Genomic DNA, 25,045 nt, shown 5'->3' with positions numbered 1-25,045 from the left:
GTCGTGGTGGTGCGGAGAGCCGTCAGGCGCCGGCCCGCTCGATCAGGTCGGCCGCCCTGCGCAGGCCGTCCCGGCCGCGGATCTCCTCGCCCGCGGCGGCCAGGCGCTCGCGGAGGGCGGTGTCGCCCAGAAGCCTGTCCAGCGCGCCGGTCAGCTCCTCGTCGGAGAAGGTGTAGGTGGCCAGGCGCACGCCGTAGCCGAGCTCGTGGACGCGCTGCGCGTTGTCGTACTGGTCCCAGAACAGGGGCAGCAGGATCATCGGCTTGCCGAAGTGCAGCGCCTCGGTGGTGGTGTTGTTGCCGCCGTGCGTGATGACCAGGTCGACCAGCGGAATGATCTTCGTCTGCGGGACGAACTCGGCGCCCCACATGTTGCCGGCCAGCTTGATCTCCTCGTGCAGCGGGCCCATGGAGACGATGAAGCGGTACGGGGTGGTGCCCAGCACGTCGATGACCCGCTGCATGAGGCCGACGTCCGCCGAGCCGAGCGAGCCCAGCGAGAAGTAGACCAGCGGCCCCTCCCGCCCGGCCAGCGACTCGGGGAGCTCGAAGCCGCCGTCCGTCTCGCGCACCGAGGAGTCCAGGCGGTGCCAGGAGTCGCCCAGCGGGCGGGCCTCGGTGTAGTCGGCGATCTCCGGGAAGACGTACAGGTTGAGGTCGCCCTCGTGGATGAAGTCCAGGTCCGGCAGCGGGCGGGCGCCCTGCTCGACGACCCACTCGTTGAAGGCGGTCCAGATCTCGCGGTGGGTGCGGTCGTACTCGGCGTTGAAGGCGCCCCACTCGGAGCGGTCGTCGGCGGGCAGCCCGGAGAAGACCGGGGCGACGCCCTCACCGCGCACCTCCAGCGGGTTGCAGGACACGATGCGGACGAACGGCTTGCCCGCCGTGAGCAGCGCCGGGAAGGTGATGACGTTGTCCTCGACGATGACGTCCGGCCGGACGCGCTCGATAATCGCCTTCAGCTGAGGCTCGCAGTACTTGGCGCCGTCGATAAGCGCGTCCCAGATCGGCTTGGTCACCGTCTCCAGCTGCTCCAGGGTCGACTTCCGGTATTCGGGGGCGGTGTCCCTGATGAAGTCCTTCCAGAACTGCCCGGCGTCCTGCTCCTCTTCGGAGGGAGGCGCGAGGTCGACGAGGTCCTCCTCGAATCCGAGGGCCTCCAATTTCCCCTTCCAGGAGGCCTCAGCTGCGAAAACGACTCGATGTCCGCGCTTACGAAGAATGTCACCGATGCCGATGCAGTTGTTCGTGGGCCCGTAGGCACTCTCCGGCATGAACAGGATCGTGAGAGACATCACGCCTCCTTGCGTCTAGAGGTTGCGAATTTGAAGAATGATTCAATTCTCGGCTGGCAAAAACGCTGGGAAAGGGACACTATGGACCCCGGCACAGAGCGTGGTTTTCAACGAGCGGGGGAATATGACGCGCAAGGGACGGGCGGACCGGCGCCTGGATCTCATCGCGGCCGCACATCGGGCGATCATCCGGCACGGCACCGAGGGGGTGCACCTCAACCACGTCGCCGAGGAGGCCGGTCTCACCTCCGGAGCGGTCCTCTACCACTACCCGCGCCTCAGCGAGCTGCTCGTCGACGCCCACCACTCCGGGATGGAGCGCTTCTACGAGCAGAGACTCAAGCGGATCAGCGGCATGCGCGACCCCGCGGAGAAGCTCGTCGTGACCATCCGCTCGGGGCTGCCGCACGGCCCGGACGACCCGGACGTCCGGCTGCTCAACGAGCTCGGCGGCGCCGCGCCCCGCAACAGGATGTACGCGCTCCTGCTGACCACCCTCTACGACCGCCAGGTCTCGCTCTACCAGAGCATCCTCGACACCGGGGCCGCCCTGGAGACCTTCAGGCTGTCCGGCGACTCCCTGCCCATCGCCCGCAACCTGGTCGCGCTCGAGGACGCGTACGGCTATCGCATAACGGCCCGCCACCCGGTGATCGGCCCGCAGGAGGCGGCGGAACTCATCCTCGACTACGCCAGGACCGCGACGAACAACCCGCTCAAGTCTTCTCATTGAGGAATCAGCACTCCGTCGTCGTCCGCCCAGCTGAGCGCGACGAGGGAACCCGCCTGGACCTGCGTGGCCCCCGGAGTGGCCACCAGGACGGGCGTGGCACGCCCGTTCACCTGGACCGACACGTGCGAGACGCCGCCGTAGAAGCTCACGTCGACGACCTCGCCGCGCAGCACCCCCTCGGCACCCAGCCTGAGCCGCTCCGGCCGTACGGCGAGCAGCGCGGGCGTGCCGTCGGGCAGGTTCGACACCCCGGGAAGCACGCCGAGCCCGTCGCCGGCCAGGCCGACCGAGCAGGCCCTGCCGGGGAAGATGTTGTTGGCCCCCACGAAGTCGGCGACGAACGGGGTGCGCGGGCGCTCGTACAGCTCCACCGGGGCGTCCACCTGCTCGACCGAGCCCGCGTGGAAGACCGCGATCCTGTCGGCGAGCGACATGGCCTCCTCCTGGTCGTGGGTGACCACGACGAAGGTGATGCCGACCTCGTTCTGCAGCCGCTTGAGCTCCAGCTGCATCTCCGCGCGCACCTTCTTGTCCAGCGCGGACAGCGGCTCGTCGAGCAGCAGCAGGCGCGGCCGCTTCACGATCGCGCGGGCCAGCGCGACCCGCTGCCGCTGGCCGCCGGACAGCTGCTGCGGTTTGCGCCCGGCCATGGTGTCCAGCCCGACCTTCTCCAGCACCTCGCCGACCCGGCGGCGGACCTCCGCCCGGCCCAGCCGCTCCCTCTCCAGGCCGTACGCGACGTTCTTCGCCACGGTCATGTGCGGGAACAGCGCGTACGACTGGAACATCAGGTTGACCGGGCGGCGGTGGGCCGCCTGGCCGAGCAGGTCGTCGCCGTCGAGCGTGACGGAGCCCTCGTCGGGTGACTCGAAGCCCGCCAGGATCCGCAGGAGCGTCGTCTTGCCGCAGCCGCTGGGGCCGAGCAGCGCGAAGAACTCGCCCTGCCGGATCTCCAGGGAGACGTCCGACAGCGCCGTGACGTCACCGAACCGGCGGCTGACACCTGTGATCTTCAGCATTAGGACAGCGACTCCGTCAGTCGGGTCATCCGCTGGGTCACGATGACCGCGGTGAAGCTCACCAGCAGCAGCAGCGTGGCCAGCGCGTTGATCTCGGGGGTGACCCCGAAGCGGACCATTGAGTAGATGACGATGGGCAGGGTCGGCGTGGTGGGCGCCGCCGTGAAGTACGCGATGACGAACTCGTCGATCGAGAGCGTGAACGCCAGCAGCGCGCCCGCCAGGATGCCCGGCGCCAGCTGCGGCAGCGTGACCCGCAGGAACGTGGTGAACGGCGTCGCCCCCAGGTCCCTGGACGCCTCCTCCAGGGAGGTGTCGGCGCCGGTGAGGCGGGTGCGGACCACCGCGGTCACGAACGCCATGCCGAACACCGTGTGGGCCAGCAGCACCGAGTGCAGTCCGAGGGTCGACTTGATCGTGGCGTAGAACACCAGCAGCCCGATGGCCAGCACCAGGTCGGGCAGGACCGCGGGCAGCACGCCCAGCGCGTCCAGCGTCCGCGACCTGGTGTGCCGGGCCAGGCCCACCGCCAGCAGGGTGCCGAGCACCGTGGCCAGCGCGGTGGAGCCGACGGCCACGATGAGGGTGTTGACCAGCCCCTCGCGGATCTTGGCGTTCTGGGCGAGAACGCCGTACCAGTCCAGGCTGAAGCCCTCGTAGACGTAGGGGGACTCGCCGGCGTTGAACGACATCACGACGAGCACGACGATCGGCGTGTAGAGGAAGACGTAGGCCGCCCAGAAGGGGACGTACAGCAGGCGTGATCTACGCACGTCGGGCACTCCAGGCCTGCAGGAGCAGCAGGATGATCAGCACGGCGAGCAGCGCCAGCATGAGGGTGGATCCGAACGGCCAGTCGCGCGCCTTGAGGAACTGGTCCCTGATCAGGTTGCCGACCATGATGGAACGGCCGCCGCCGAGCAGTTCGGGGATGATGAAGTTGCCGAAGCTCGGCACGAAGACGAACAGGCAGCCGGTGAACACGGCCGGCAGGGTGAGCGGCAGCGTCACCGACGCGAACGTGCGGGCCGGTGAGGCGCCGAGGTTGGCCGAGGCCTCGCGCAGCTGCGGGTCGAGCTTCTCGATCGCCGCGTACAGCGGCAGGACCATCAGCGGCAGGTACGAGTAGACCAGGCCGGTGACGATGGTGCCCTGGTTGTAGAGCAGCTCCAGCGGCTTGTCGATCAGCCCCAGGTCCAGCAGGGTGCTGTTGACCAGGCCGGGGCCGCTCAGCAGGATGATCCAGGCGTAGATGCGGACCAGGAAGTTGGTCCAGAACGGCAGCACGATCGCCACCAGGGCGATCGTCTTCCACTTACGCGGGAGCTGGGCGATCAGGTAGGCCGTCGGGTAGCCGATCAGCAGGGCGATCAGCGTGGCGATCGTGGCCAGCTTCAGCGAGCCGAGCACGATCTCCAGATAGAGCGGGTCGAGCAGCCGGGCGAAGTTCTCGCCCGTGACCTCGTAGACCACCCCGCCGAACCGGCCCCTGCGGAACACCGTGAAAGCGATGAGCAGGGCGAGCGGTACCAGCAGGAGGACGAGCAGATAGGTCAGGCCGGGCCCCAGGAAGACGAGCCTTCCCAGGGCACGCGACCGGCGCGCCCGCGATCTCACGGACGCGCCGGAAACGGTGGAGCGTGTCACTACTTCGCCGTGACCTCGGTCGAGAGCCGGCCGAACTTGACCGAGTCCTCACCCAGGTCGATGATCGACTCGCCCTTGAGCAGGTCGGAGGGGGTCATCTGCAGCGGGGCGTTGTCAGCCTTGAGCTTGGGGTCCATCGCGTCCATCGCGGCCTTGTTCGGGACCTTGTAGAGGATGTTCTCCGCGGCCCAGCCGTGGACCTTCGGGTCCAGGATGTAGTTGATGAAGGCGTGCCCCGCCTCCTTGTTCTTGGAGGACTTCAGCACGACCATGGTGTCCACCCACAGGTCGCTGCCCTCCTTCGGGATCACGAACTTGATGTTCTTCTCGGTGGTCGGGCACCAGCCGTCCCACGCCTCGGCCATCACGATCTCGCCGCTCTTGAGCATGTCGCCGAAGGTGACGTCCTCGTACTTGAGCAGCTTCGGCTTCGCCTCCTCAAGCTTCGCCTTGACCTTGGCGAGCTCCTCGTCGCTCCTGGTGTTGACCGAGTAGCCGAGCGCCTTGATGGCGGGAAGGGCGAGCCAGCGCTCGGTGGTCATCATGGTGACCTTCTTGAGCGCCTCGGCCGGCGGGTTGAGAATATCGTTCCAACTCGTCGGCGGGGTATTCACCAGGTCGGTGCGGTAGCAGATGCCCGTGGTGCCCCAGGTGTAGGGGACCGAGAAGACGTTGCCCTTGTCGTAGGACAGCTCCTTGGCCTCGGGATAGAGGTTCGCGAGGTTCGGGATCAGCTCGGGGTGGATCGGCTCCAGCAGCCCGGCCTCGTTGAGCGCCTGGGCGTACTGGCCGGAGACGAAGGCCACGTCGAGACCGGTGTCGGCGCCGGCGGTGAGCTTCGCCATGATGTCCTCGTTGGTGGCGTGCTCCGTCACCTTGAGGGTGGTCTTGAGGTTGTCCTTGATCCGCTGGGGCAGGTCGGTGGGCGTGTAGCCCGCCCAGACGGAGATGGTGACGCTCTGCTTGGAGAGATCGGCGTTGGGGTTGAGCTGCGCCGACGAGGCACTGGCGGCGGGCGCGGCAGCGGTGTCCGCGGCCTCCCCTCCACATGCCGAGACTGCGAGCGCGAGACCGGCGGCCAGGGCGGCGGCCGGAAGACGACGGGTGTACCGAGTGCGGGACACGGCCGCTACTCCTTCAGAATTCAGTGTAAGTGGGGTAGACCGGCCGTAAGGGACACGGCAGACCAAAGCAGGAGTGTTGCAGTCAACATTAACTTGAGCAAGACTTCCCCCGACATCACCACTGGAAAGTTTGATCCGTTTGTTAAATCCTGCTTCAATCTGGGACCGGATCGACACGGTTCCCCGGGCCGGCGACGGGCGGACCAGTGAGCTCATTGAGGCGCTGACCTGCGACGTTCCCGCCCCATTCGGAGTTCGCCGATTCCACTCGCTCCCCGCGGCGATCACTGCTCTTTTCTCAATCGACACTCAATTGTCATCGATCGACAGGGCCGTCCGAGGGGCCGAACGGGGCTTCGAGGTCGACCAGACCAACTACTCGGTGGTCGTCGGCGAGAGGGTCGTCGTGAAATGGCTCACCCCTCCCGCGCCGCTCCCCCAGCCCGCGCCCGACGTGTTCGCGCACCTGGCGTCCGTCGGCTTCACCGCGACCGCCACGCCGTACGCGTCCGTCTCCCGGCGCGCCGACGACGGCTCCGAGCTGCTGCTCGCCCTCGTCACCGCGTACCTGCCCGAGGCCGCGGACGGCTGGGAGTGGTGCGTGGACGAGGCCGTCTCCGGCGGCACCTCCTTCGCCGCCGACCTGGGCGTCCTCTCCGCCGACCTGCACGCGGCGATGGCCACCCCGTCCGCGACCTTCCCCGCCCCCGTGAGACACGCGGGCGCCGTACGAGCGGAGGAGAAGGGGGAGAACCCGTGGTCGCTCCGGGCGGGCGAGGCGCTGGAGGAGGCGCTGGCGCTGACCGGCGGCGAGGACGGCGACTGGCTCGCGGAGCACGCGGGCGTGCTCCGCGCCGAGCTGGCGCCCCTGGCCTCCGCGGCGGCCACCCCGCTGATCCGCATCCACGGGGACCTGCACGTCGGCCAGATCCTGCGCTGGCGGGACGGCTACGCGGTGATCGACTTCGACGGCAACCCGACTGTCGCGGGCGCCGACCCCTTCCAGCCCGCGGCCCGCGACCTCGCCCAGCTCACCACGAGCCTCGAACACGTCGGCCAGGTCGCGATCAGGCGCCGCGACGCCGACCCCGAGGTGATCGCCGGATGGGCCGCCACGGCCCGCGCGACCCTGGAGTCGGCCTACCTCGGTCGGCTGGACGAGCTGGGCCACGCCGCACTCCTGGACCGTTCCCTGCTGCGCCCGTTCGAGATCGAGCAGGAGTGCCGCGAGCTCGTCTACGCGGCCAGGCACCTCCCCCGCTGGCGCTACGCCCCGATGGGCGTGCTGCGGTCCCGATACCGGTGAACCCGCTGACTCCGAGGAACCCGAGGAACCCGAGGAACCCGGTAAAGCCGACGAACCCGCTTAACTCGCCGAACTCGCTGAACCCGACGAAGGAGACCCCGTGATCCCCGAGCTGTACCTCGCCGACCTGGAGGCCAAGCCCTCCGCGCTGGCCGCCCTGGCCGGTGCCCTGGAGACGGGCGACCCCTTCGCGGGGATCCCCTCGGGGATCCGGCGGGTGCTCCTCCTCGGCATGGGCAGCTCCCGGTACGCCGCCCGGGTGGCCGCGCTGCGCCTGCGGGCCGCGGGGGTGGACGCCGTGGCCGAGTACGCCTCCGCCGCCCTGTCGTACCCGCCGGGACCGGAGACCCTGGTGGTCGCCATCTCCGCCACCGGCGGCAGCCGGGAGACCCTGGACGCGGTCGCCCGCCACCGAGGCCGGTCCTTCGTCCTCGCGCTGACCAACAACCCGGACTCGGCCGTCACCGAGGGCGCCGACCTGGTGGTCCCGATGGTGGCGGGCGAGGAGCGCGGCGGCGTCTCCTGCCGGACCTTCCAGCACACCCTCGCCCTGCTCCTGGCACTCGGCGACCGTCTCACCACCCCCGGCCGGGAGGTGCCCGCCCTGGCCGGGGCGACATCGGGCCCGGTGGGGGGCGAGCCCGGTGGTTTCGGCCGGGACGTGCCCGAGCTGCTCCGCCGTACGGCCGAGGCCACCGCCGACCTGCTCGACCGCCGTGGCGAGTGGCTGGAACCGGCGGCGGCGCTGCTCGACGGCCCGCACGGCGTCTACACGATCGCTCCCGCCGAACACCTGTCCTCGGCCGAGCAGTCGGCCCTGATGTTCCGGGAGGGCCCCCGCAGGGCGGCCGACGCGTGCGAGACCGGTGACTGGGCCCATGTGGACGTCTACCTCACCAAGACCCTCGACTACCGGGCCATCCTCTTCCCCGGCTCCCGCTACGACGAGCAGGCCATGGACTGGATCCGGCAGCGTGGCTCCACCGTCCTGACCGTCGGCGGCGACCTTCCCGGCGCCAGGGCCTCCGTCCGCTACCTCCACGACGACGACCCCGACGTGGCGCTCCTGACCGAGACCCTGGTGGCCGAGCTCGTCGCCGCCCGCTGGTGGCTCGCCTGAGGCTCCCGGAGCACTAGCCCCTGAGGTGGTTGAGGACGCGTTCGAGGAGGTCGGGCCCGGGGCCCGCCGCGGTGACCCTGGGGTGGTGGATCCGCACCAGGCCCTCGGACTCCATGTCGGAGACCAGGACGCGGGTGACGCCGAGAGGGACACTCAGGAGAGCGGATATCTCCGCGATCGAGCGGATACTGCGGCACAGATCGCTGATGAAGCGATATTCCCGGACGTAGGACAGGCCGAGCGGGGCCGTGGTCGTGGTCGAGACCAGCGCCTCCATGGCGAGCCTGGAACTCGGGACGACCCGCCCCCCGGTCACGGCGTACATCCGGACCAGCGAGCTCTCCTCGTCGGCCGGCTCGTCGTGCTCGGGCTCGTACCCGAAACGCCCGTCCCGCCGGGCTCCGGACCCGGGCGTCTCCCCGGGTGAGCCGTATCGCGGCGGTTCGGCGCCGGTGGGGGGAACGGACGACGCGACCTCGGGCGTCTCCCCCGACGGCTCGGCCGGGAAGCCGTACCGGGGCGTGTCCTCCCACCGCTCGTCCCACGGGAAGGCGCGGCCGTCGTGAAGCCCCTGCCCCCGGTCCCGGTTGTCGGCCCGCACGCTACCCCTCCCGGTTCGGGAGCTCGTTGCGTGCCCTGCGCACGCCCTCCTGGAAGCTCGACAGGCGGCTGCGCACCCGCTCGGGCGAGAGGGGCGGCGTGCCTGGCGCCGGGGACGGCTCGGGCCGGGCGAGCGGCGCGACCGAGCCGGGGACCAGGTTGGCCCGGGGAGTGCGCCTGGGCAGGCCGGCCTCGGTCGTACCGCCGTGCGCGGGGGCGCTCGCCGCCTGGGCGGCCTGCCAGCCGCTGTCACCGGGCGAGGTCCACGGCTCGGGCTCGGCCGGGGACTCCCCGGGCGCGGGATCGCCGGAGGCGGATTCACCAGAGGCGGAGTCACCGGAAGCGGAGTCGCCGGAGGCGGCGCCCTCCTCGGGGTGGGCCGCCCGCGCACCGGAGTCCCGGGAGATCTCGGAGATCCGGAACCAGCCGGACTCGACCGCGGCGAAGATCGGCAGAAAGTCGTCCTCCCGCTCCGCCGGGCCCTGGCCGGCGAAGGAACCGGACGGGGAGTCGAGCGGTCCCGGGAGGCGGTCGAACGGGCCGGGGGGCGGCTGCGGGAACTCCCCTCGTTCCCCCGGCGGGCGGAGCCGCTCCGCGGGCGGGCTCCACACGCTCCGCGAGGGCGGCGACGGCACCCGCTCGGCGGGAAATTCCGTGGTCGTGGGCGCCGCGAGCAGGGGAACCCTCGGGGGCGGGCCCGCGGCCCCCGGAGCCTGGGGGAACGGCGAACCGGACGCGTCGCCGGGAACGTGGGGGAACGGCGAACCGGGTGAACCACCCGTGTCACCGGGGAACGGGGCACCGGCCCCGGGGAAGCCGACCACACCGGCGGGAAGACCGGCCGCGCCCGGCGGCATGCCGGGGAAGGCCGCGGCGGACCCCGGGTAGCCGGTCTGCTGGATCCCGATGGGCGGCAGGACGAGGAGCGCCTCAGGGAGCAGGATCATCGCGGCCAGGCCGGAGTCCTGGGGGCGGAGCTGGACGCGGATACCGTGCTTGAGCGCGAGGCGGCTGACGACGAACAGGCCCATGTGGCGGGCGATTGAGGCGTCGGCGGCCTGCGGGTTGGCCAGGCGCCAGTTGGCCTCCGAGAGCTCGTCGAGCGTCATGCCGATGCCCCTGTCGGTCACCGAGACCATCACGCCGCCGCCGTCGATGCGGCTGCTGGACACCGTGACCCTGGTGTCCGGCTGTGAGAACGAGACGGCGTTCTCGACCAGCTCGGCGAGGAGGTGGACCACGTCGCTCACCGCGGGGCCCGCGACGGCCACCTCCGACTGGACCCGGTTCGTCACCCGCTCGTAGTTCTCCACCTCCGACAGCGAGGCCCTGACCACGTCCATCAGCTCGACCGGCTCCCTCCAGCGCCGTGCCACCTCCTGCCCGGCGAGGACGAGCAGGTTCTCGCTGTTGCGGCGCATGCGGGTGGCGAGGTGGTCGAGCTTGAACAGGTCCGCCAGCCGCTGGTCGTCACGCTCGCCGCGCTCCAGCCGCTCGACCAGGCTGAGCTGGCGTTCCACCAGGGTCTGGCTCCGCCGGGAGAGGTTGACGAACATCGCGTTCACGGTGTTGCGCAGCCTGGCCTCGTCGCCTGCCAGCCGCACGGCCTCCCGGTGGACCTCGTCGAACGCCCTGGCCACCTCGCCGATCTCGTCGCGCGACAGCACCCCGATCGGTGGCACGTCGGCGACGATCTCCCCTCCGTGCGACTCGCGGACCCGCTGGACGTATGCGGGCAGCCGCTCCCCCGCCACCTCCAGCGCCTCCCTGCGCAGCCGCCGCAGCGGCCTGACCAGCGAGCGCACCACCCCGATGGTGATCACCAGCACGAGCGCCAGCAGGGCGACGACGGCCACCGTGACCAGCAGGGCTTGGTTCTTCTCGTCGTCGCCGAGCCGCTGGCTGCGCGCGACGATGTCCTGGGCGTGCCGCTCCTCGGCCTCGCGCATGTTGCCGATGATGACGGTGGCTGCGTCGTACCACTCCTTGGCGTCGTCCTTCCGCTCCAGGTCCAGGCCCTTCAGCGGGATGCCGGAGGCCGCGCGGAGCAGGACCAGCTCGCGGATGAGCTCGGCGCGTTCGGCGGTACGGCCGTTGACGGTCTCGTCGAAGAGACGGCGGTCCCGGCTGCCGGCCTCGGCGGCGAAGGTCCTGCGCTCGTTGCGCTCGGTGGAGAGCGCGCCGAGGAACTGCTCCATCTGCCCCTGCTCGAACCGTCCCGCCACGAGCACAACCGTCAGCAGTGCCCGCTGGAAGGAGATGGCCTCCTTGGCGCGGGCGAGCGCGTCCAGGGTGAGCGCCTGGCCGAACAGGACGTCGTCGGCGCTGCCCTTGCCGAGCTCGTCGTGCAGGGAGAGCAGGTCGGCGATGACCAGGGAGTAGGCGGCGATGGCCGCGTCGGGCAGCAGCGTCGACTTCAGGGCCTGCTCGCGCAGCGGGAGGAGGTCGTCCAGACGGGTGATCGCGGTCTCGACCTCGTCCCTGGTACGGCCGGTCACCTCCGCGCCGAGCAGGGAACCGCTCTCGCGGACGCGCGCCACGGAGCTGTCGACCAGGTCCATCTGGGCCCGTAGGTTCTCCACGCCGTCCTGCGGGCGGCCGCGGACGATGAACCAGGCGGTGTGGTCGCGCTCCTCGGCCAGCTCGTGGGTGAGCGTGCCGATGCGGGCGGAGAGCCGGGCGAGGTCGTTTACCCGCTGGTAGTCGCCCGCGGCGCGCATCGAGGCGAACACCTGGACACCGCCGAGCAGCGCCGCGGCGATCGTGGGCACCAGAATGAGCGCGACCAGGCGACGGCGCACCCGCCAGTTCCGCAGGCGCAGACGACCGCCCGCGCCTTGGATCTCGTGTGTACTCACCGAACGCTGCCCTCTCGGTGGATGAACCCCTGGCCGAATTTCCCGTGGTTCCCGGCAATTCGAGCACATATCAACCGGTGGGGCCAAGCGAACACAGCTCTATAAATGGGTATTCGTGGTGAAGTAGGGACTGGATCCGGTGCTCCAGCTATGGCTGGAACCCCGGTTTCGGTCGTCCGAATACTCTCATTAGGTATTTCCCGCCCCGTATGGCCGTTTGCACCGTTCCAACCCGGGGTCGCGAGGGGAGCCCGTCGGCTTTCGGAAGACCGCAACATTGTGATCCACGATATTTACCCCCTATCTTGACTCCCTACATCCGTAATCCTCACCACGCCCCCGGTCCACCGAATCCGGGCGGCGGGCCCTGGAGGAGACCGTGGCCACACCCGGCGACGCCGCGAACCAGGTTCGCGCTTCCCGCCCGCCCTCCCTTCCCCGGCCCCTTTCCCGCCTCCCGGCGCTCGGCGCGGCCACCGCGCTGCTCCTCTCGCTCGCCGCGTGCACCGGCCAGGACGCGCGGGAGGCGACCGCGCCGGCGTCCCCGGCCTCCGGCGGCGGGACCGTGAGGATCGCCGTCAACGGATGGGCGGGCTACGAGGCCGGTGCCGCGGTCATCGGCCGCCTGCTGACCCAGGAGCTCGGCTACCGGGTACAGACGGTGAGCCTCGACCCGCTCCAGTCCTGGGAGGGCCTCGAAAAGGGCACGGTGGACGTGATCGTGGAGAACTGGGGACGGGAGGCGCTGAAGCAGACCTACATCGAGGAGAAAAAGGTCGCGGTCTCCGCCGGAAGAAGCGGCCCCAGGGGCGTCATCGGCTGGTACGTCCCCCAGTGGATGGTGGACGAGTATCCCGGGATCACCGACTGGCGGCAGCTCAACAAGTACGCCCGCCTCTTCAGAACCAAAAAATCCGGCGATCTGGGTCAGCTGCTCGACGGAGACCCCTCGCGTGCCACCAACGACGAGGCCCTGATCCGCAACCTCGACCTCGGCTACCGGGTCGTCCACGCGGGCGGCGAGAAGGCGCTGATCGACGCCGCCAGGCGGGCGACCCGCGACCGGACCCCGCTGCTGATGCACTTCTACGAGCCGCAGTGGCTTTTCACCCAGATCAAACTGGCGAAGGTCAGCCTTCCGCCCTACGCGATCGGCTGCGACGCCGACCCCGCCAAGGTCAGGTGCGACTACCCGCCCTACCTGCTCGACAAGATCGTGAGCAGGCGGTTCGCCGACACCGGCGGCAGGGCCTACGAGCTGGTCAGGAACTTCACCTGGACGAACGAGCAGCAGAACGCGGTGGCGAACGACATGACCGACAACGGCCTCGACGCCGCTCGGGCGGCCCAGAAGTGGATCGACGCCAACAAAATAACCTGGAAGCAGTGGATACCGGGCTGACCCCCCCAAACGAACCGGAGCGTTCCCCTCTTCCGGCCGAGACGCCCGAAGATCGCTCCCGGAGAGCCCGGAACCCCCGGTCGCGTTCTCACCGAGACGGTCCCGTGAAACGCGGGCCCGCCCCCGGAGAGAACGCCGGAACTACACCGACGTGCCGTAGGCCGTGCGGACCCGCAGAACGTGCTCGACCAGAGTGATCAGCGTGCTCTTGACGGAGTCGCGGGAGCGGGCGTCGGTCCGCACGACGGGAATGTGCGGAGCCAGCGTCAGGGCCTCGCGCACCTCCTCCTCGTGGTGCGGGAACTCCCCGTTCCAGCCGTTGACGCCGACCACGAAGGGGAGCTTGGCCTCCTCGAAGTAGTCGATCGCCGGGAAGCCGTCGGCCAGCCGCCGGGTGTCGATCAGGACCACCGCGCCGATCGCGCCGCGGACCAGGTCGTCCCACATGAACCAGAACCGGTGCTGACCCGGCGTACCGAACAGGTACAGGATCAGGTCACGGTCCAGCGAGAGGCGGCCGAAGTCCATCGCGACCGTAGTGGTGGTCTTGTGGGGAGTCAGCCCGAGGTCGTCGATCCCGGCGCTGGCGTCGGTCATCACCGCCTCCGTGGTCAGCGGCACGATCTCCGACACCGCCCCCACGAACGTGGTCTTGCCGACGCCGAACCCACCCGCGACAACGATCTTCGTTGACGTCAGGCCACCCTGGCTAGAGCCTGCGAAGTCCACTGAGAACCCTTTCGAGCATGTTGAGGTCCGGTTGTCCCTCGTTGAGATGCGGCTGGTGGATGCGGACGAAGCCCTCGTCGACCATATCCGCCACCAGCACGCGGGCCACTCCGAGCGGGACCTTCAGCAGAGCCGAGATCTCGGCGACCGAGCGGTACGAACGGCAGAGCCTGATGATCGCATCCTGCTCGGGGGTGAGCAGCGCCAGGTCCTCCTCCATGATGAAGGAGGAGGAGACCAGCGCCTCCATCGCCATGTGGAACCGGGGCTCCGACCTGCCACCGGTCACGGCGTACGGACGGAACAGGGGCTCGTCGTCCCCGGTTCCGTCAGTCCCGAGCACGAGCCTCTCCCGTGAGGAGACCGGGTGTGAGCGCGGTCATCACCGGCCCCGGGAAGACTGCAGCTCGGCGCGGAGCGCCGGGGTGAGCACCTGTCCCGCCCTGTCGACGAGCAGGGTCATCTGGTACGCCACCAGACCCATGTCGCAGTCGGGGGAGGCCAGCACGGCGAGCACGGAGCCGTCGCTGATCGCCATGACCAGCAGCAGGCCACGCTCCATCTCGACCACGGTCTGGGTGACGGAACCCCCCTCGAACACGCGGGAGGCGCCCACCGTCAGGCTGAGCAGTCCCGCCGAGACGGCGGCGAGCTGGTCGGCCCTGTCGGGCGGGAACCCCTCGGAACTGGCGATCCGCAGCCCGTCGGCGGAGACGCACACCGCGTGCGCGACACCGGGCGTGCCGCGGACGAACTCGGTGATCAGCCAGTCGAACCTGCGTGCCTCATGACTCAGGATCGTCACGAGCCCTCCTCCTCGTCCACCGGGTTTCCGGTGGTGGTTTCGACTACTTCGGCGCGGCCCCGCCGTACGCCTTGCTGGAAGCTCGACAGACGGTTGCGCACCCTGTCCGGTGACAGGGGCGGCATGGGGCTGGACGGCACGGCGGCGGCCGTACCGGGTACGAGGTTCGCCTTGGGAGTGCGCTTGGGCAGACCGGCCGCGGTCACCCCGCCGAGTGCGGGTTCACTCGCCGCCTGGGCGGCGCGCCACCCGGCGTCGGCGGGGGTGTTCCAGCTGTCCGGGTCGCCCGACGGCGCGGGCTGCTCGGCCGCCACCGCCCTCACCTGCTCTCTCCTCGGCGGTGTCTCGCGGACCGGCATGCCGGTCGGGGGTGTCGTCTCCTCCGCCCACGCGGCCTCCGGCTCGTGGAACCCGCTCTCCGGTCCGGGGGACGCCACCGGTCCCGAGAACTCGCCCGATCCCTCCGCGCGGCGGAACCAGGCGGACTCGATCGAGGCGAAGATGGGCAGGTACTCCTCCTCCTCGGCCTCGAGCGGGGAGACGCCCACCGCGGGCATCACCCCCGCCGTCGTGTCCTCGTACGAGGACTGGTTCCAGGGGGAGAACTCGGAGGCGGGGGCGCCGCCGTTGCCGTTGACCTGGCGCTTGGGCAGGGGCGGGCCGCCCCTCGCCGGAGCACCGGGCGAGCCGGAGGGACCGGCGGGAACCGGCCAGTCCGGGACCGGGCGGTCACCGGGCGCCGGAGCGGAGCCGAACGAGGGCGCGTCCACGGACATCTGGCCGAACGACGTCTGGCCGAACGAGCTCTGCCCGTACGACGGCTGCCCGAACGGATCCCGCCCGAACGGGTCCCGACCCTGCTCGAACGAGGGGTGGGTGTGCGCCGGCCCGGCCTCGGGCCGCCCGTACGAGGGCTGCTGGACGGGCGGGCGGGCGGGGGCGGCGAAAAGGTCCTGCGAGGGAGCCTGCGAGGGAACCTGCTCGGTCCCCCAGGAGGGCGTCTGCACCGGCTGCACCGCCTGGACGACGAGCGCCGGCGGGAACAGGACCATGGCGACGAGACCGCCGCCCTCCTGCGGGCGCAGCTGGACCCGGATGCCGTGGCGCAGCGCGAGGCGGCCGACCACGAACAGGCCCATCCGCCGCGACACCGAGACGTCGACGACGGGCGGGTCGGCGAGCCGGCGGTTCGTCTCGACCAGTTCCTCGTGGGTCATGCCGATGCCCGGGTCGCTGACCGCGAGCAGCGCGCCACCACCCTCGATGACGCTGCTGGAGACCACGACCTGGCTGGCCCGGGGCGAGAACTGGAGGGCGTTCTCCACCAGCTCGGCGACCAGGTGCACGATGTCGTTGGCGGTGCTGCCCGCGACCGAGATCGTGCGGTGCACCTTGACCTGGACCCGCTCGTAGTCCTCGACCTCCGACAGGGAGGCGCGGACGACGTCGACGAGCTTGGCCGGCTGGCTTCGCCTGCGGGTCGGCTCGTGACCGGCGAGGACCAGGAGGTTCTCGGAGTTGCGGCGCATGCGGGTGGCCAGGTGGTCGAGCCTGAACAGGTCGGCCAGGCGTCCGCCGTCCTCCTCGCCCTTCTCCAGGCCGTCGATCAGCGAGATCTGCCGCTCGACCAGGGTCTGCGTGCGCCGCGACAGGTTGACGAACATCGCGCTGATGTTGGACCTGAGCTCGGACTCCTCCGAGGCCAGGCGCACGGCCTGCCGGTGGACCTCGTCGAAGGCCTTGGCGACCTCACCGATCTCGTCGGCGGTGTCGACCGAGATGGGATCGATCTCGGGCGTACGGGTGTCGCCGGAGACCCGGAGGCGTCGCACGATCTCGGGAAGCCTGAAGCTCGCGACCTCCAGCGCCTCGGCGCGTAGGCGGCGCAGCGGCGTCACCATCGAGCGGGCGATGACGACCGTGAGGCCGAGCACCAGCAGGAGCAGGAGCAGGATCAGCCCGGAGGTGATGATCGCGTTGCGCTGCTCGGCGTCCTCCAGGTCCCTGGCCCGGGTGACCACGTCACCGGCGACCTTCGTCTCGACCTTCCGCATCCGGTCGAGGACCGCGGTGTTGTCCGAGAACCACTGCTTGACCTCGTCGAAGTCGGACAGCAGCCGCCCGGTGCGCGTGGGGTCGCTGGCGAGCACGATGACCCTGGCCTTGGTCAGCTCGGCCCGGTGCACCCTCTCGTCGATCAGCGCGGTGGTGAGAAGCTGCGCGTTCTCCGGGCTCGTCTCGACGCCGAAGTCCGCCTCGTACTCGTCCATGCGGGAGCGGGAGGCGATGAACTTCTCGACCTCCTGCGGGTTGATGAGCGAGGGCGCGTAGTAACCGGCCAGCAGCCGGGCGCGCTGCTTGGAGACCTCCTCCTTGGCGTACGCCAGGGCGCTGAGCGCGCGGGTGTCGCCGATGATCCCCGGATCGTCGCTGACCAGCGTGAGCTCCTCGTGGAGCGTGAGCAGCGGGGCGATCATGAAACTGTATCGTTCCACTCGGGTGACGCCCGCCAGGCGGCGCAGCTCGGGGAGGCCCTCCAGCTGGTAGTCCGCGTTCTTGGCCGCCTCGACGGCTCGGGCGCCGTAGGAGTCGTCGATCGCCTGGACTTCCAGCCGCACCTTCTTGACCAGCGCGTCCACGGTCTTCCGCTGCGCGTCGGAGCTGTCCTTCAGGCCCTTGTTCGAGGGCTGGAACGACGACCAGGCGCCGCGGTCACGTTCCAACCCGAGTGCCTGGGCCAGGTCGCGGAGCCCGCCGGAGTACTCCGCCGCGGAGGCGGTCCGCTGGTATCCCGCCACGCTGTCGACGGAGGCCACCACACGCGTGCCGGCGAGCACGACGCCCACCGCCGTCGGCACCAGGATCAGGGCCGTCAGGCGCGAACGGACGCGCCAGTTCTTCAAACCGAACCGGGCGGCAGGCCGCTTGCCACGGTCGGGTGCCGAAGCACCTCCGCTTTCGGATGTCGCCGTAGTCACCGCTCTCGCTACCCCTCAATCACGACACAAGTGGACAACATCAGACCACAAGGTCATGGCAAAAAATCGGCAAAACCGACATACCGACTTTAATCGTTACGAAGGCGACGAGAGACCGATTTTTTACGGTTACCGCAGGGCAGCCAGCACCTGATCCCGTACCTGCGCCCGCTGGACCTCGTCGGTCAGCGGGCGGCCGGCTCGGTCGACCACGTAGAAGACGTCCACCGCCTCTGCGCCGAGAGTCTCCACACGGGCGGCTCGTACGTCAAGGCCACATTCACCAAATGCTCTACCAATCCGCCACAAAAGCCCCGGACGATCATGGGCTCGCACCTCGATGACGGTCGCGGTGTTGGAGGCGTCGTCCACCAGATTCACCCTCGGCGGCGCCACCGGCACCCGGGCCGGGCGCAGCGACCTGGTCCTCCTGGCCAGGCGTTGTTCGATGTCGAGGCGACCGGCCAGGACCAGTCTCAGGTCGGCCTCCAGCGTCGCGGGGTCGGGCGGCGAGCCGTACTCGGGAACGACGGAGAACTCGATGACGGCGGTCGCCCCCGCCGAGGCGGCCGACGCGGCGCGCACCACCATCCGGTGCGCGGCCAGCACCCCGGCCGCGCGCCAGAGCAGACCGGCGCGGTCGGGCGCGACCACGGTGACCGCTCCCCCGTTGACGCGCACGGCGCCGCCGCCGTGACGGGCCAGGGACGCCTGCTCCACCGAGAGCGAGGGCGCGGGGCGCAGCGGGGTTCCCGACAGCGCCGAGCGCACCCGGCGCACCAGGTCGGCGACGAGCGAGGCCTTCCACGAGTTCCAGGCGGCGGGCCCGGTGGCGTGACCGTCGGCCACGGCGAGGGCCGCCAGCAGTTCGAGGACCTCACGCGAGCCGACGGCCTCGGCCACCCGGGAGATCGTCACCGGGTCGTCCAGGTCGCGGCGGGTGGCCGTCTCGGGCAGCAGCAGGTGGTGGCGGACCACGGTCTCCAGGATGTCGACGTCGGCCGGGGGCAGGCCCATCCGGGTGCCGATGTCGCGGGCGACGACGGCGCCGGTGGTGGAGTGGTCGCCGGGGTATCCCTTGCCGATGTCGTGCAGGAGCGCGGAGATGAGCAGCAGGTCGGGCCGGGAGACCTCGCGGGTGAACGAGGCGGCCCCCGCGGCGGCCTCGATCAGGTGCCGGTCGACGGTGTAACGGTGCACCGGGTTGCGCTGCGGGCGGTGCCGCACCCGCTCCCAGTCGGGCAGCAGGCGGACCAGCACCCCCGCCTGGTCGAGCTCCTCCCAGACGGGCACGGCCGCGCGACCGGCGCCGAGCAGCGCCACCAGCGCGTCACGCGCCTCGTCCGGCCAGGGCACGGGCAGCGGCGGCGACTGGGCGGCCAGCGTGGTGACCGTGGCGGGCGCCAGCGGCAGCCCCGCCTCGGCCGCGGCGGCGGCGGCGCGCAGCACCAGGACCGGGTCCTTGCGCGGGTTGACCCCGCGGGCGAGCACGACCTCTCCGCCGTGCTCGACGACGCCGTCGGCGAGCGGGCGGCGGCCACGGGGAGTGGGACCGGTCAGCAGCCGGTCGACGGTGCGCCAGGTGGCGTCGAAGGCGTGCCCGATCGTCCTGGCGGCCTCGGCGAGCCTGCGCATCAGCGCCTCGGCGTCGAGCAGGCCGAGAACCCCCGCGACCGCGTCCTGCTCCTGGAGCACCAGCCTGTCCGCACCGCGGGCGGTCACCAGGTGCAGGCCGTGCCGGATGTCGAGCAGCAGCTCGTAGGCCTCGCGGACCCGGGGGCCGGGGGCCGAGGCGACCCAGGCCGCCGCCACGGCCTGCATCGCCTGCACGTCGCGGATGCCGCCCCGGGAGTCCTTGAGGTCGGGTTCGAGCAGGAACGCCAGCTCGCCGCTGGCCTCCGCCCGCTTGTCGGCGGCGTCGCGCAACTCGCCCAGGCGGCGCCGGGAGTCGGCACGCCACTCGGCGAGCACGATCTCGCGCGCCGAGCGCGTCAACTCCGGGTCTCCCGCCACGTGCCGTGCCTGGATCAGGCCGAGAACCGCCTTGAGGTCCTCCCTGGCGACCTTGGCCGCCTCGTCCACCGTCCGCACCGAGTGGTCGAGGCCGACTCCGGAGTCCCAGATCGGGTACCAGATGCGGTCGGCGATGCGCGCCACGTCCTCCCGCCCGTCGTGGAGCAGGACCAGGTCGAGGTCACTGCCCGGCGCGAGCTCGGAGCGTCCGAGGCTCCCAACCGCGACGAGCGCGACTCCGCTGAGGGCGCCGCGCTCGTCGTTTCTCGTCGTTCCCCCGTTGGGCCCGTACGGCGTACCGGCAGCGGTGCGGACCAGGTCCGTCAGCCAGCGGTCGATGTCCGCGGCCCGTTCCTTACGGGCCGCGGCGTACGAGCGAGTGTCGCCTCTCACCGGTTAGAGCGCCTCAGGTCCGCGTTCCCCGGTGCGGACACGGACCACCGTGTCCACAGGAACGGACCAGACCTTGCCGTCACCGATCTTGCCGGTCTGCGAGGCCTTGACGATGACGTCGATGACGTCCTCGGCGTCCTCCTCCTCGGCGAGCACTTCGAGGCGGACCTTGGGCACCAGGTCGACCTGGTACTCGGCACCGCGGTAGACCTCGGTGTGACCACGCTGACGGCCGTAGCCGCTGGCCTCGCTGACCGTCATGCCCTTGACCCCGAACTGCTCCAGGGCCGCCTTCACATCATCGAGCTTGAACGGCTTGATGATCGCGGTGATGAGTCTCATGCGTCCACCTTCTTAGACGCCGGGGTGGGGGCCGGACCGTTGACGGCGGCCACACCCGAGGAGTGGATGGTGCCGAGGTCGTAACCGGTCTCGGCGTGGGAGGTGATGTCGACGCCGGTGATCTCTTCCTCGGCGCCGATCCGGAAGCCCATCGTCTTGTCGATGATCTTAGCGATGATCCAGGTGATGATGAAGGAGTAGGCGCCGACCGCGACCGGGCCGAGGATCTGCAGGCCCAGCTGCTTGAAGCCGCCGCCGTACAGGAGGCCGGTGCTCTGCTGCTCCAGGAACGGGTAGGCGGCGATGAAGCCGAGGGAGACCGCGCCGATCACACCGCCGACCAGGTGCACGCCGACCACGTCGAGGGAGTCGTCGTAGCCGAACTTGTACTTCAGGCCGACCGCGTAGGCGCAGACCGCGCCGGCGATGAGGCCGAGCACGAGGGCCGCCCAGGGGTCCACGAAACCACAGGCCGGGGTGATGGCGACCAGACCGGCGACGGCACCGGAGGCGACACCGAGGCTGGTGGCGTGGCCGTCACGCATCTTCTCGACCACGAGCCAGGCGCCCGCCGCCGCGGCGGTGGCGATCTGGGTGTTCATGAACGCCAGGCCGGCGGTGCCGTCCACCGCGAGCTCGGAGCCCGCGTTGAAACCGAACCAGCCGAACCACAGGAGACCGGCGCCGAGCAGGACCAGGGTCAGGTTGTGCGGCCGCATCGGCTCCTTGCGCCAGCCGGCGCGCTTGCCGAGCACGAGTGCCAGTGCCAGGGCCGCGGCTCCCGCGTTGATGTGGACCACGGTGCCACCGGCGAAGTCCTCGATGCCGAGGTTGAACAGCCAGCCGTTGCCCCAGACCCAGTGGGCCACGGGGAAGTAGACGACGGTCGCCCAGACGATGGTGAACAGCACCCAGGCGCCGAACTTGGCGCGGTCGGCGATGGCACCACTGATCAGCGCGACGGTGATGATCGCGAAAGTGAGCTGGAAGGCCGAGAACACCAGGCTCGGCATGCCCGTGCCATCGTCCTTGGTGGCGGTGTCGACCAGGCTCTGCAGCCCAAGGGCGTCGAAGCCGCCGATGAACTTGTTGACGAGCTCGCTGCCGTTGTCGGTGAAGGTCAGCGAGTGCCCGTAAAGCACCCATGTGATGGTGACGGTGATGATGCTGACGAACGACATCATCATCATGTTCAGGACACTCTTGGCCCTGGTCATTCCCCCGTAGAAGAACGCAAGGCCAGGAGTCATCAACAGCACCAACGCGGTGGCTGTGAGCATCCAGGCAGTGGTGCCGCTATCGATCTTCATTCGACGCGACCCTCCCTTACAAATGGCGTGTGGCCGGTTTCACAGTCGCAGTGATCGCTTCCTGGGCTCCATCGACCGGCCGCGCACTGACGTTGCGCCACAGCGTGTTCTTCCACCGTTTCAAGGTGCGACCTTGCGTGTTTCACATCTGTGAATCTCGGCCACATGGTGTTTCAGACATGTTTCGGACGCGGTGTGCCATGACTTAGAGGTGACCTTAAAAGAGCCCAGGTGAACCCCGCTTGGGGGTTCGCAGAGACGTCGGCGACCCTGCCCATGACCGTCGCCACGCCCACCATGCCCCCTCAATCCGGACAAATAGGTAGAGCCGTAACCCCTGGCCACGTCCCCGCGCGGTCTTGATCGACTTCGGCACCGCTCACGCTGCGGTGGGCGGGCATTCCGGACGGCCGTCTCAGTCGCCGTCTCGTGATTCAGGCCTCCGGCCTGCGCGGGCGCGGTGGTTACGGGCTCTTTTTAAGCCGTCCGGAACACCCGCCCACCTCCGCTGCGCACACCCCCGCCGCACGGCGTTGCGACCGTAGCCGCTCACTCTCCGACCGCCCTGTGAACGCTATGCGGCTGAAGCAATCCGTACGAGACCGTTCAGAGCGGGCCGCCGTAACTGAAGCGTTACTTTCGAAAGGAGCGCACGGCGAGCACCGTAAAAAACCAGAGCTCCACCGTGCCGGTCCTTCTCACCGCACAATGCGACCGTACGTCGCGGAACTCCCAGAAACGCCAGCCACAAAACAGCCAACCGGGTCAGTTCACACCATTACGAATGGCCAGCGCGTGAAGCTCCGAGGGGACCGGGCCCGTGCCGTACCGCATCCCCGAGATCAGCGTGGACACCGAGGGTCGGCGGATCTCCTGGGGAGCGGTCCGCTCGGCGGCGAGCAACGCGGTCACCGCCCGATCCCTGCGGCCGAACTGCTCCCAGGCGCGAGCCGTGTCAACACACCAGCGAGCATGGCGCTCAGGAGTGGTGAGCAGGCGGTGGTTCACCCCACGAGCGTGATCGAGAGCGACCCCCGGCTCACCAAGGGCGGTATGGATGCCGACCCGATACACCGCGACGTTCGCGGGCGTCGGAAGCCTCCCCCGCGACATGGCCTCGGGAAGACGGCCCGCCGCCTGCTCGGCCTCCCCGATCAGATCGAGCGACTGGGCCCTCAGGCCGTTCTGGGCGCAGGAGTAGGCGGCGGTACAAAGCAACGCGGCGTACACCTGAAGCGTCTGCGGCCCGGGAGTCCCGCCATCCGCCCCCAGGTCGAGAGCAGTACGCGTGAGCATGCCGACCGCACCCTCATGACGCCCCTGGCGCCGCATGGCGATCGCCACACCCCTGGAAGCCCCGGCGATCGCGAACGGGTCACCCGAGAGGGTGGCCGTGGCCAGGGCACGGTCGGCCGCCACCCAGGCCATGCCGTCCTGATTGAGCTTGACCGCGAGCTCACTGGTCAGCATGTAGGCCTCCGCGAGACAGGCGTTCACCTGTTCCCGCTCCCGTCCTTCCACCTGGGCGAGGGTGGCCTGAGCGGTGGCCGCGACCCTGGGAAGCATGATCGACAGATCGCCGTACCGGCAGGCGTCGAATGTCGTACGCGCCACGTCCAGAGCCGCGCGCAACTCGGTCATGGCCGCCGGGGTTCCGGCGGTGTCCGTGGTGAGGAACCGCTCGAGACGCTGAGCCATCGTCGCGGCATTGGCCGCCTCCTGAGGCCCCGCGAGGAGGGCTGCCCCGGTCAGACCGGTGAGCCCGGCGAGAAACCGGCGTCGCTTCACGGCCTCATCCTCCCCTGCCAGGTGAGGTTCAACACTAACGGGCACAGCCGTAGAGCGAGGGTGTCCGTCCTGCCGGGGGGGCTCAACCGTGGCACGGTACGGTGCCCCGCCCTGCGCTCCTTTCCGGGGTGACGCTTCAGCTACGGCGCCCCGCGCCGGACGGTCCCGTACGGATCGCTTCAGCCGCACACAGGACACCGGGCGGCCGGAGAGAAAGCCACTACGGTCGCACGCCGTACGGCGAGAACTCGTGCAGCGGAGGTGGGCGGGTGTTCCGGACGGCTTAAAAAGAGCCCGCAACCATCACGCCCGCGCAGGCCGGAGGCCTGAACCACAAGACGGCGACTGAGACGGCCGTCCGGAATACCCGCCCACCGCAGCGTGAACGGCGACGAAACCCACCGCAGCGCGAACGGTCACAGAACCCACCGCAACGCGAACGGTCACGGAGCCTGCACAAGTGATGAAACCCACCACCGCGTGAACAGGCCATGGAACCGCCGCAGTGACAAAACCCGCGCGAAAGCACAACCAAGACGATCCGGCACGGTCCAAACGAGACCGTGCCGGATCAGGGTCAGGCGGCCGTGGCCATCTTCCGCAGCCGGGCCAGAGCGTCACGCTCGATCCGGCGGGCGCGGTCGCGGCCGATGCCGTAGCGCTCGCCGACCTCGGTCAGCGTGTGCTCGCGGCCGTCCATCAGGCCGTAGCGCCAGCGGAGCATCTCGCGGGTCTGCCCCTCAAGCCCGGTCAGCCACTCCTCCAGACGCTCGCGCTCCAGGATGTCCATCGCCTGCTGCTCGGGATCGGCCCACGTGTCGTCGGCGATCATGTCGCCGAGCTCGGTCTCGTCCTCGTCGCCCACGCCCAGTTGCAGCGAGACGGGGTCGGAGGCCCAGCGGCGGAGCTCACGGACCCGCTCGATGGGGAGTTCGAGCACCGCCGCCAGATCGGCGTCGGTCGGCTCCTGGTCGGACTCGGCCAGCATGTCGCGGCGGACCCGCATCAGCCTGGTCATCTGCTCGCCCGCGTGGGTGGGCAGGCGCACCGGCCGGGCCTGCTCGTGGATGGCGCGCCCCACCGACTGCCTGATCCACCACGTGGCGTATGTCGAGAACTTGTAACCGCGTCGGTAGTCGAACTTCTCGACCGCGCGGACCAGCCCCAGGTTTCCCTCCTGGACCAGATCGATCAGCGGCATTCCCCGCCCGGAATATTTGCGCGCGACGGCCACCACAAGACGTAGATTGGCCTGGATGAATTCGTCTTTGGCCCTCCGTCCGGAAACGGCCAGTCGTTCAAGCTCCTCGTCGGCCGCGTCCGCGATCCGCGGCTCCGTCAACCCGCCCAATCCACCGTCCAGCAACTGCTCCGCGAAAAGACCCGCCTCGATCCGCTTGGCGAGCTCGACCTCTTCCTCCGCGGTGAGCAGGGGCACCCGTCCGATCTCTGCCAGGTAGGTCCCCAGCAGGTCTCGATCAGAGACGTGCTGATCCTGCGTCCGATTCCCCGTCGGCCTTGCCATCCGATGGCACCTCGCTCCGCCTGCTTATGACGTGTCCACCCGCTCGCTCAACGCCCCGT

General features: G+C 69.9%; 20 protein-coding genes. 4 read left to right on the top strand and 16 right to left on the bottom strand.

The window, feature by feature from the left end; genetic code table 11:
• Positions 1-22: 22 nt before the first annotated feature.
• A complete protein-coding gene (locus tag OG587_RS16475) occupies positions 23-1,294 on the bottom strand; it encodes a glycosyltransferase (RefSeq protein ID WP_329091224.1) in 1,272 nt (423 codons plus the stop codon).
• Positions 1,295-1,418: 124 nt separating this feature from the next.
• Here OG587_RS16475 and OG587_RS16470 point away from each other — a divergent pair, with 124 nt between their 5' ends.
• The gene (locus OG587_RS16470; RefSeq protein WP_329091222.1) at positions 1,419-2,027 is read left to right on the top strand and encodes a TetR/AcrR family transcriptional regulator; all 609 of its coding nucleotides are present in this window, start codon (positions 1,419-1,421) and stop codon (positions 2,025-2,027) included.
• On the opposite strand, the gene OG587_RS16465 is transcribed toward OG587_RS16470, so the two are convergent.
• From OG587_RS16465 to OG587_RS16450, 4 genes are read right to left on the bottom strand one after another with little or no spacing between them, the layout of a single operon-like run.
• A complete protein-coding gene (locus OG587_RS16465; protein ID WP_329091220.1) occupies positions 2,021-3,046 on the bottom strand; it encodes an ABC transporter ATP-binding protein in 1,026 nt (341 codons plus the stop codon). The two genes, OG587_RS16470 and OG587_RS16465, sit on opposite strands and share 7 nt — an antisense overlap.
• Positions 3,046-3,819, bottom strand: a complete 774-nt coding sequence (locus OG587_RS16460) for an ABC transporter permease (protein WP_329091218.1) — start codon at positions 3,817-3,819, stop codon at positions 3,046-3,048. Before OG587_RS16460 ends, OG587_RS16465 begins: the two co-directional genes overlap by 1 nt.
• The gene (locus OG587_RS16455) at positions 3,812-4,663 is read right to left on the bottom strand and encodes an ABC transporter permease (protein ID WP_329091216.1); all 852 of its coding nucleotides are present in this window, start codon (positions 4,661-4,663) and stop codon (positions 3,812-3,814) included. The genes OG587_RS16460 and OG587_RS16455 overlap by 8 nt, the downstream gene beginning before the upstream one ends.
• Positions 4,664-4,692: 29 nt before the next feature.
• The gene (locus OG587_RS16450; RefSeq protein ID WP_329091214.1) at positions 4,693-5,817 is read right to left on the bottom strand and encodes a polyamine ABC transporter substrate-binding protein; all 1,125 of its coding nucleotides are present in this window, start codon (positions 5,815-5,817) and stop codon (positions 4,693-4,695) included.
• Between the two features lie 313 nt (positions 5,818-6,130).
• Here OG587_RS16450 and OG587_RS16445 point away from each other — a divergent pair, with 313 nt between their 5' ends.
• Together OG587_RS16445 and OG587_RS16440 are read left to right on the top strand one after the other, a co-directional pair.
• Positions 6,131-7,123, top strand: coding sequence for a hypothetical protein (locus OG587_RS16445; RefSeq protein ID WP_329091212.1), 993 nt, complete (start codon positions 6,131-6,133; stop codon positions 7,121-7,123).
• A 100-nt stretch (positions 7,124-7,223) separates the two neighbouring features.
• Positions 7,224-8,243: an SIS domain-containing protein gene (locus tag OG587_RS16440; RefSeq protein ID WP_329091210.1), complete on the top strand. Its 1,020-nt coding sequence runs from the start codon at positions 7,224-7,226 to the stop codon at positions 8,241-8,243.
• Positions 8,244-8,256: 13 nt separating this feature from the next.
• Here OG587_RS16440 and OG587_RS16435 read toward each other — a convergent pair whose 3' ends face one another.
• Positions 8,257-8,844 (bottom strand): DUF742 domain-containing protein, encoded by a 588-nt coding sequence (locus OG587_RS16435; RefSeq protein ID WP_329091208.1) that lies wholly within the window; start codon positions 8,842-8,844, stop codon positions 8,257-8,259.
• A 1-nt stretch (position 8,845) separates the two neighbouring features.
• Complete coding sequence (locus OG587_RS16430) at positions 8,846-11,701, bottom strand: sensor histidine kinase (RefSeq protein WP_329091206.1); 2,856 nt, start codon at positions 11,699-11,701, stop codon at positions 8,846-8,848.
• Positions 11,702-12,080: 379 nt separating this feature from the next.
• Here OG587_RS16430 and OG587_RS16425 point away from each other — a divergent pair, with 379 nt between their 5' ends.
• Positions 12,081-13,103 (top strand): ABC transporter substrate-binding protein, encoded by a 1,023-nt coding sequence (locus OG587_RS16425; RefSeq protein WP_329091203.1) that lies wholly within the window; start codon positions 12,081-12,083, stop codon positions 13,101-13,103.
• A gap of 141 nt (positions 13,104-13,244) precedes the next feature.
• Here the strand turns inward: OG587_RS16425 and OG587_RS16420 are convergent, their stop codons facing one another.
• The 9 genes from OG587_RS16420 to OG587_RS16380 all read right to left on the bottom strand — a co-directional run bounded on the left by OG587_RS16420 (position 13,245) and on the right by OG587_RS16380 (position 24,986).
• Positions 13,245-13,832: a GTP-binding protein gene (locus OG587_RS16420; RefSeq protein ID WP_329091201.1), complete on the bottom strand. Its 588-nt coding sequence runs from the start codon at positions 13,830-13,832 to the stop codon at positions 13,245-13,247.
• Positions 13,813-14,175: a DUF742 domain-containing protein gene (locus tag OG587_RS16415; RefSeq protein ID WP_329091199.1), complete on the bottom strand. Its 363-nt coding sequence runs from the start codon at positions 14,173-14,175 to the stop codon at positions 13,813-13,815. Before OG587_RS16415 ends, OG587_RS16420 begins: the two co-directional genes overlap by 20 nt.
• 39 nt (positions 14,176-14,214) lie before the next feature.
• Positions 14,215-14,637, bottom strand: a complete 423-nt coding sequence (locus OG587_RS16410) for a roadblock/LC7 domain-containing protein (protein WP_386261768.1) — start codon at positions 14,635-14,637, stop codon at positions 14,215-14,217.
• Entirely contained in the window at positions 14,634-17,540 is a 2,907-nt protein-coding gene (locus tag OG587_RS16405; protein WP_329091197.1) for a sensor histidine kinase, read from the bottom strand. The genes OG587_RS16410 and OG587_RS16405 overlap by 4 nt, the downstream gene beginning before the upstream one ends.
• Positions 17,541-17,744: 204 nt before the next feature.
• Positions 17,745-20,021, bottom strand: coding sequence for a [protein-PII] uridylyltransferase (locus tag OG587_RS16400; RefSeq protein ID WP_329091195.1), 2,277 nt, complete (start codon positions 20,019-20,021; stop codon positions 17,745-17,747).
• Positions 20,022-20,024: 3 nt separating this feature from the next.
• Positions 20,025-20,363: a P-II family nitrogen regulator gene (locus OG587_RS16395; RefSeq protein ID WP_329091194.1), complete on the bottom strand. Its 339-nt coding sequence runs from the start codon at positions 20,361-20,363 to the stop codon at positions 20,025-20,027.
• Positions 20,360-21,673, bottom strand: coding sequence for an ammonium transporter (locus tag OG587_RS16390; RefSeq protein ID WP_329091192.1), 1,314 nt, complete (start codon positions 21,671-21,673; stop codon positions 20,360-20,362). Before OG587_RS16390 ends, OG587_RS16395 begins: the two co-directional genes overlap by 4 nt.
• A gap of 765 nt (positions 21,674-22,438) precedes the next feature.
• Positions 22,439-23,461: a hypothetical protein gene (locus OG587_RS16385; RefSeq protein WP_329091190.1), complete on the bottom strand. Its 1,023-nt coding sequence runs from the start codon at positions 23,459-23,461 to the stop codon at positions 22,439-22,441.
• A gap of 577 nt (positions 23,462-24,038) precedes the next feature.
• Positions 24,039-24,986 (bottom strand): sigma-70 family RNA polymerase sigma factor, encoded by a 948-nt coding sequence (locus tag OG587_RS16380; RefSeq protein ID WP_329091188.1) that lies wholly within the window; start codon positions 24,984-24,986, stop codon positions 24,039-24,041.
• Between the last annotated feature and the right edge of the window lie 59 nt (positions 24,987-25,045).

This window comes from Streptosporangium sp. NBC_01469, assembly GCF_036227305.1.
GTDB lineage: Bacteria > Actinomycetota > Actinomycetes > Streptosporangiales > Streptosporangiaceae > Streptosporangium.
The sequence above is the reverse complement of the archived record's forward strand: the minus strand, read 5'-3'. Positions and strand labels throughout refer to the sequence as shown.

Bases quoted from the DNA above. Each gene is read 5' to 3' on its own strand.
- OG587_RS16475 (WP_329091224.1), bottom strand. From the start codon at position 1,294: ATGTCTCTCACGATCCTGTTCATGCCGGAGAGTGCCTACGGGCCCACG.
- OG587_RS16470 (WP_329091222.1), top strand. From the start codon at position 1,419: ATGACGCGCAAGGGACGGGCGGACCGGCGCCTGGATCTCATCGCGGCC.
- OG587_RS16465 (WP_329091220.1), bottom strand. From the start codon at position 3,046: ATGCTGAAGATCACAGGTGTCAGCCGCCGGTTCGGTGACGTCACGGCG.
- OG587_RS16395 (WP_329091194.1), bottom strand. From the start codon at position 20,363: ATGAGACTCATCACCGCGATCATCAAGCCGTTCAAGCTCGATGATGTG.
- OG587_RS16390 (WP_329091192.1), bottom strand. From the start codon at position 21,673: ATGAAGATCGATAGCGGCACCACTGCCTGGATGCTCACAGCCACCGCG.
- OG587_RS16380 (WP_329091188.1), bottom strand. From the start codon at position 24,986: ATGGCAAGGCCGACGGGGAATCGGACGCAGGATCAGCACGTCTCTGAT.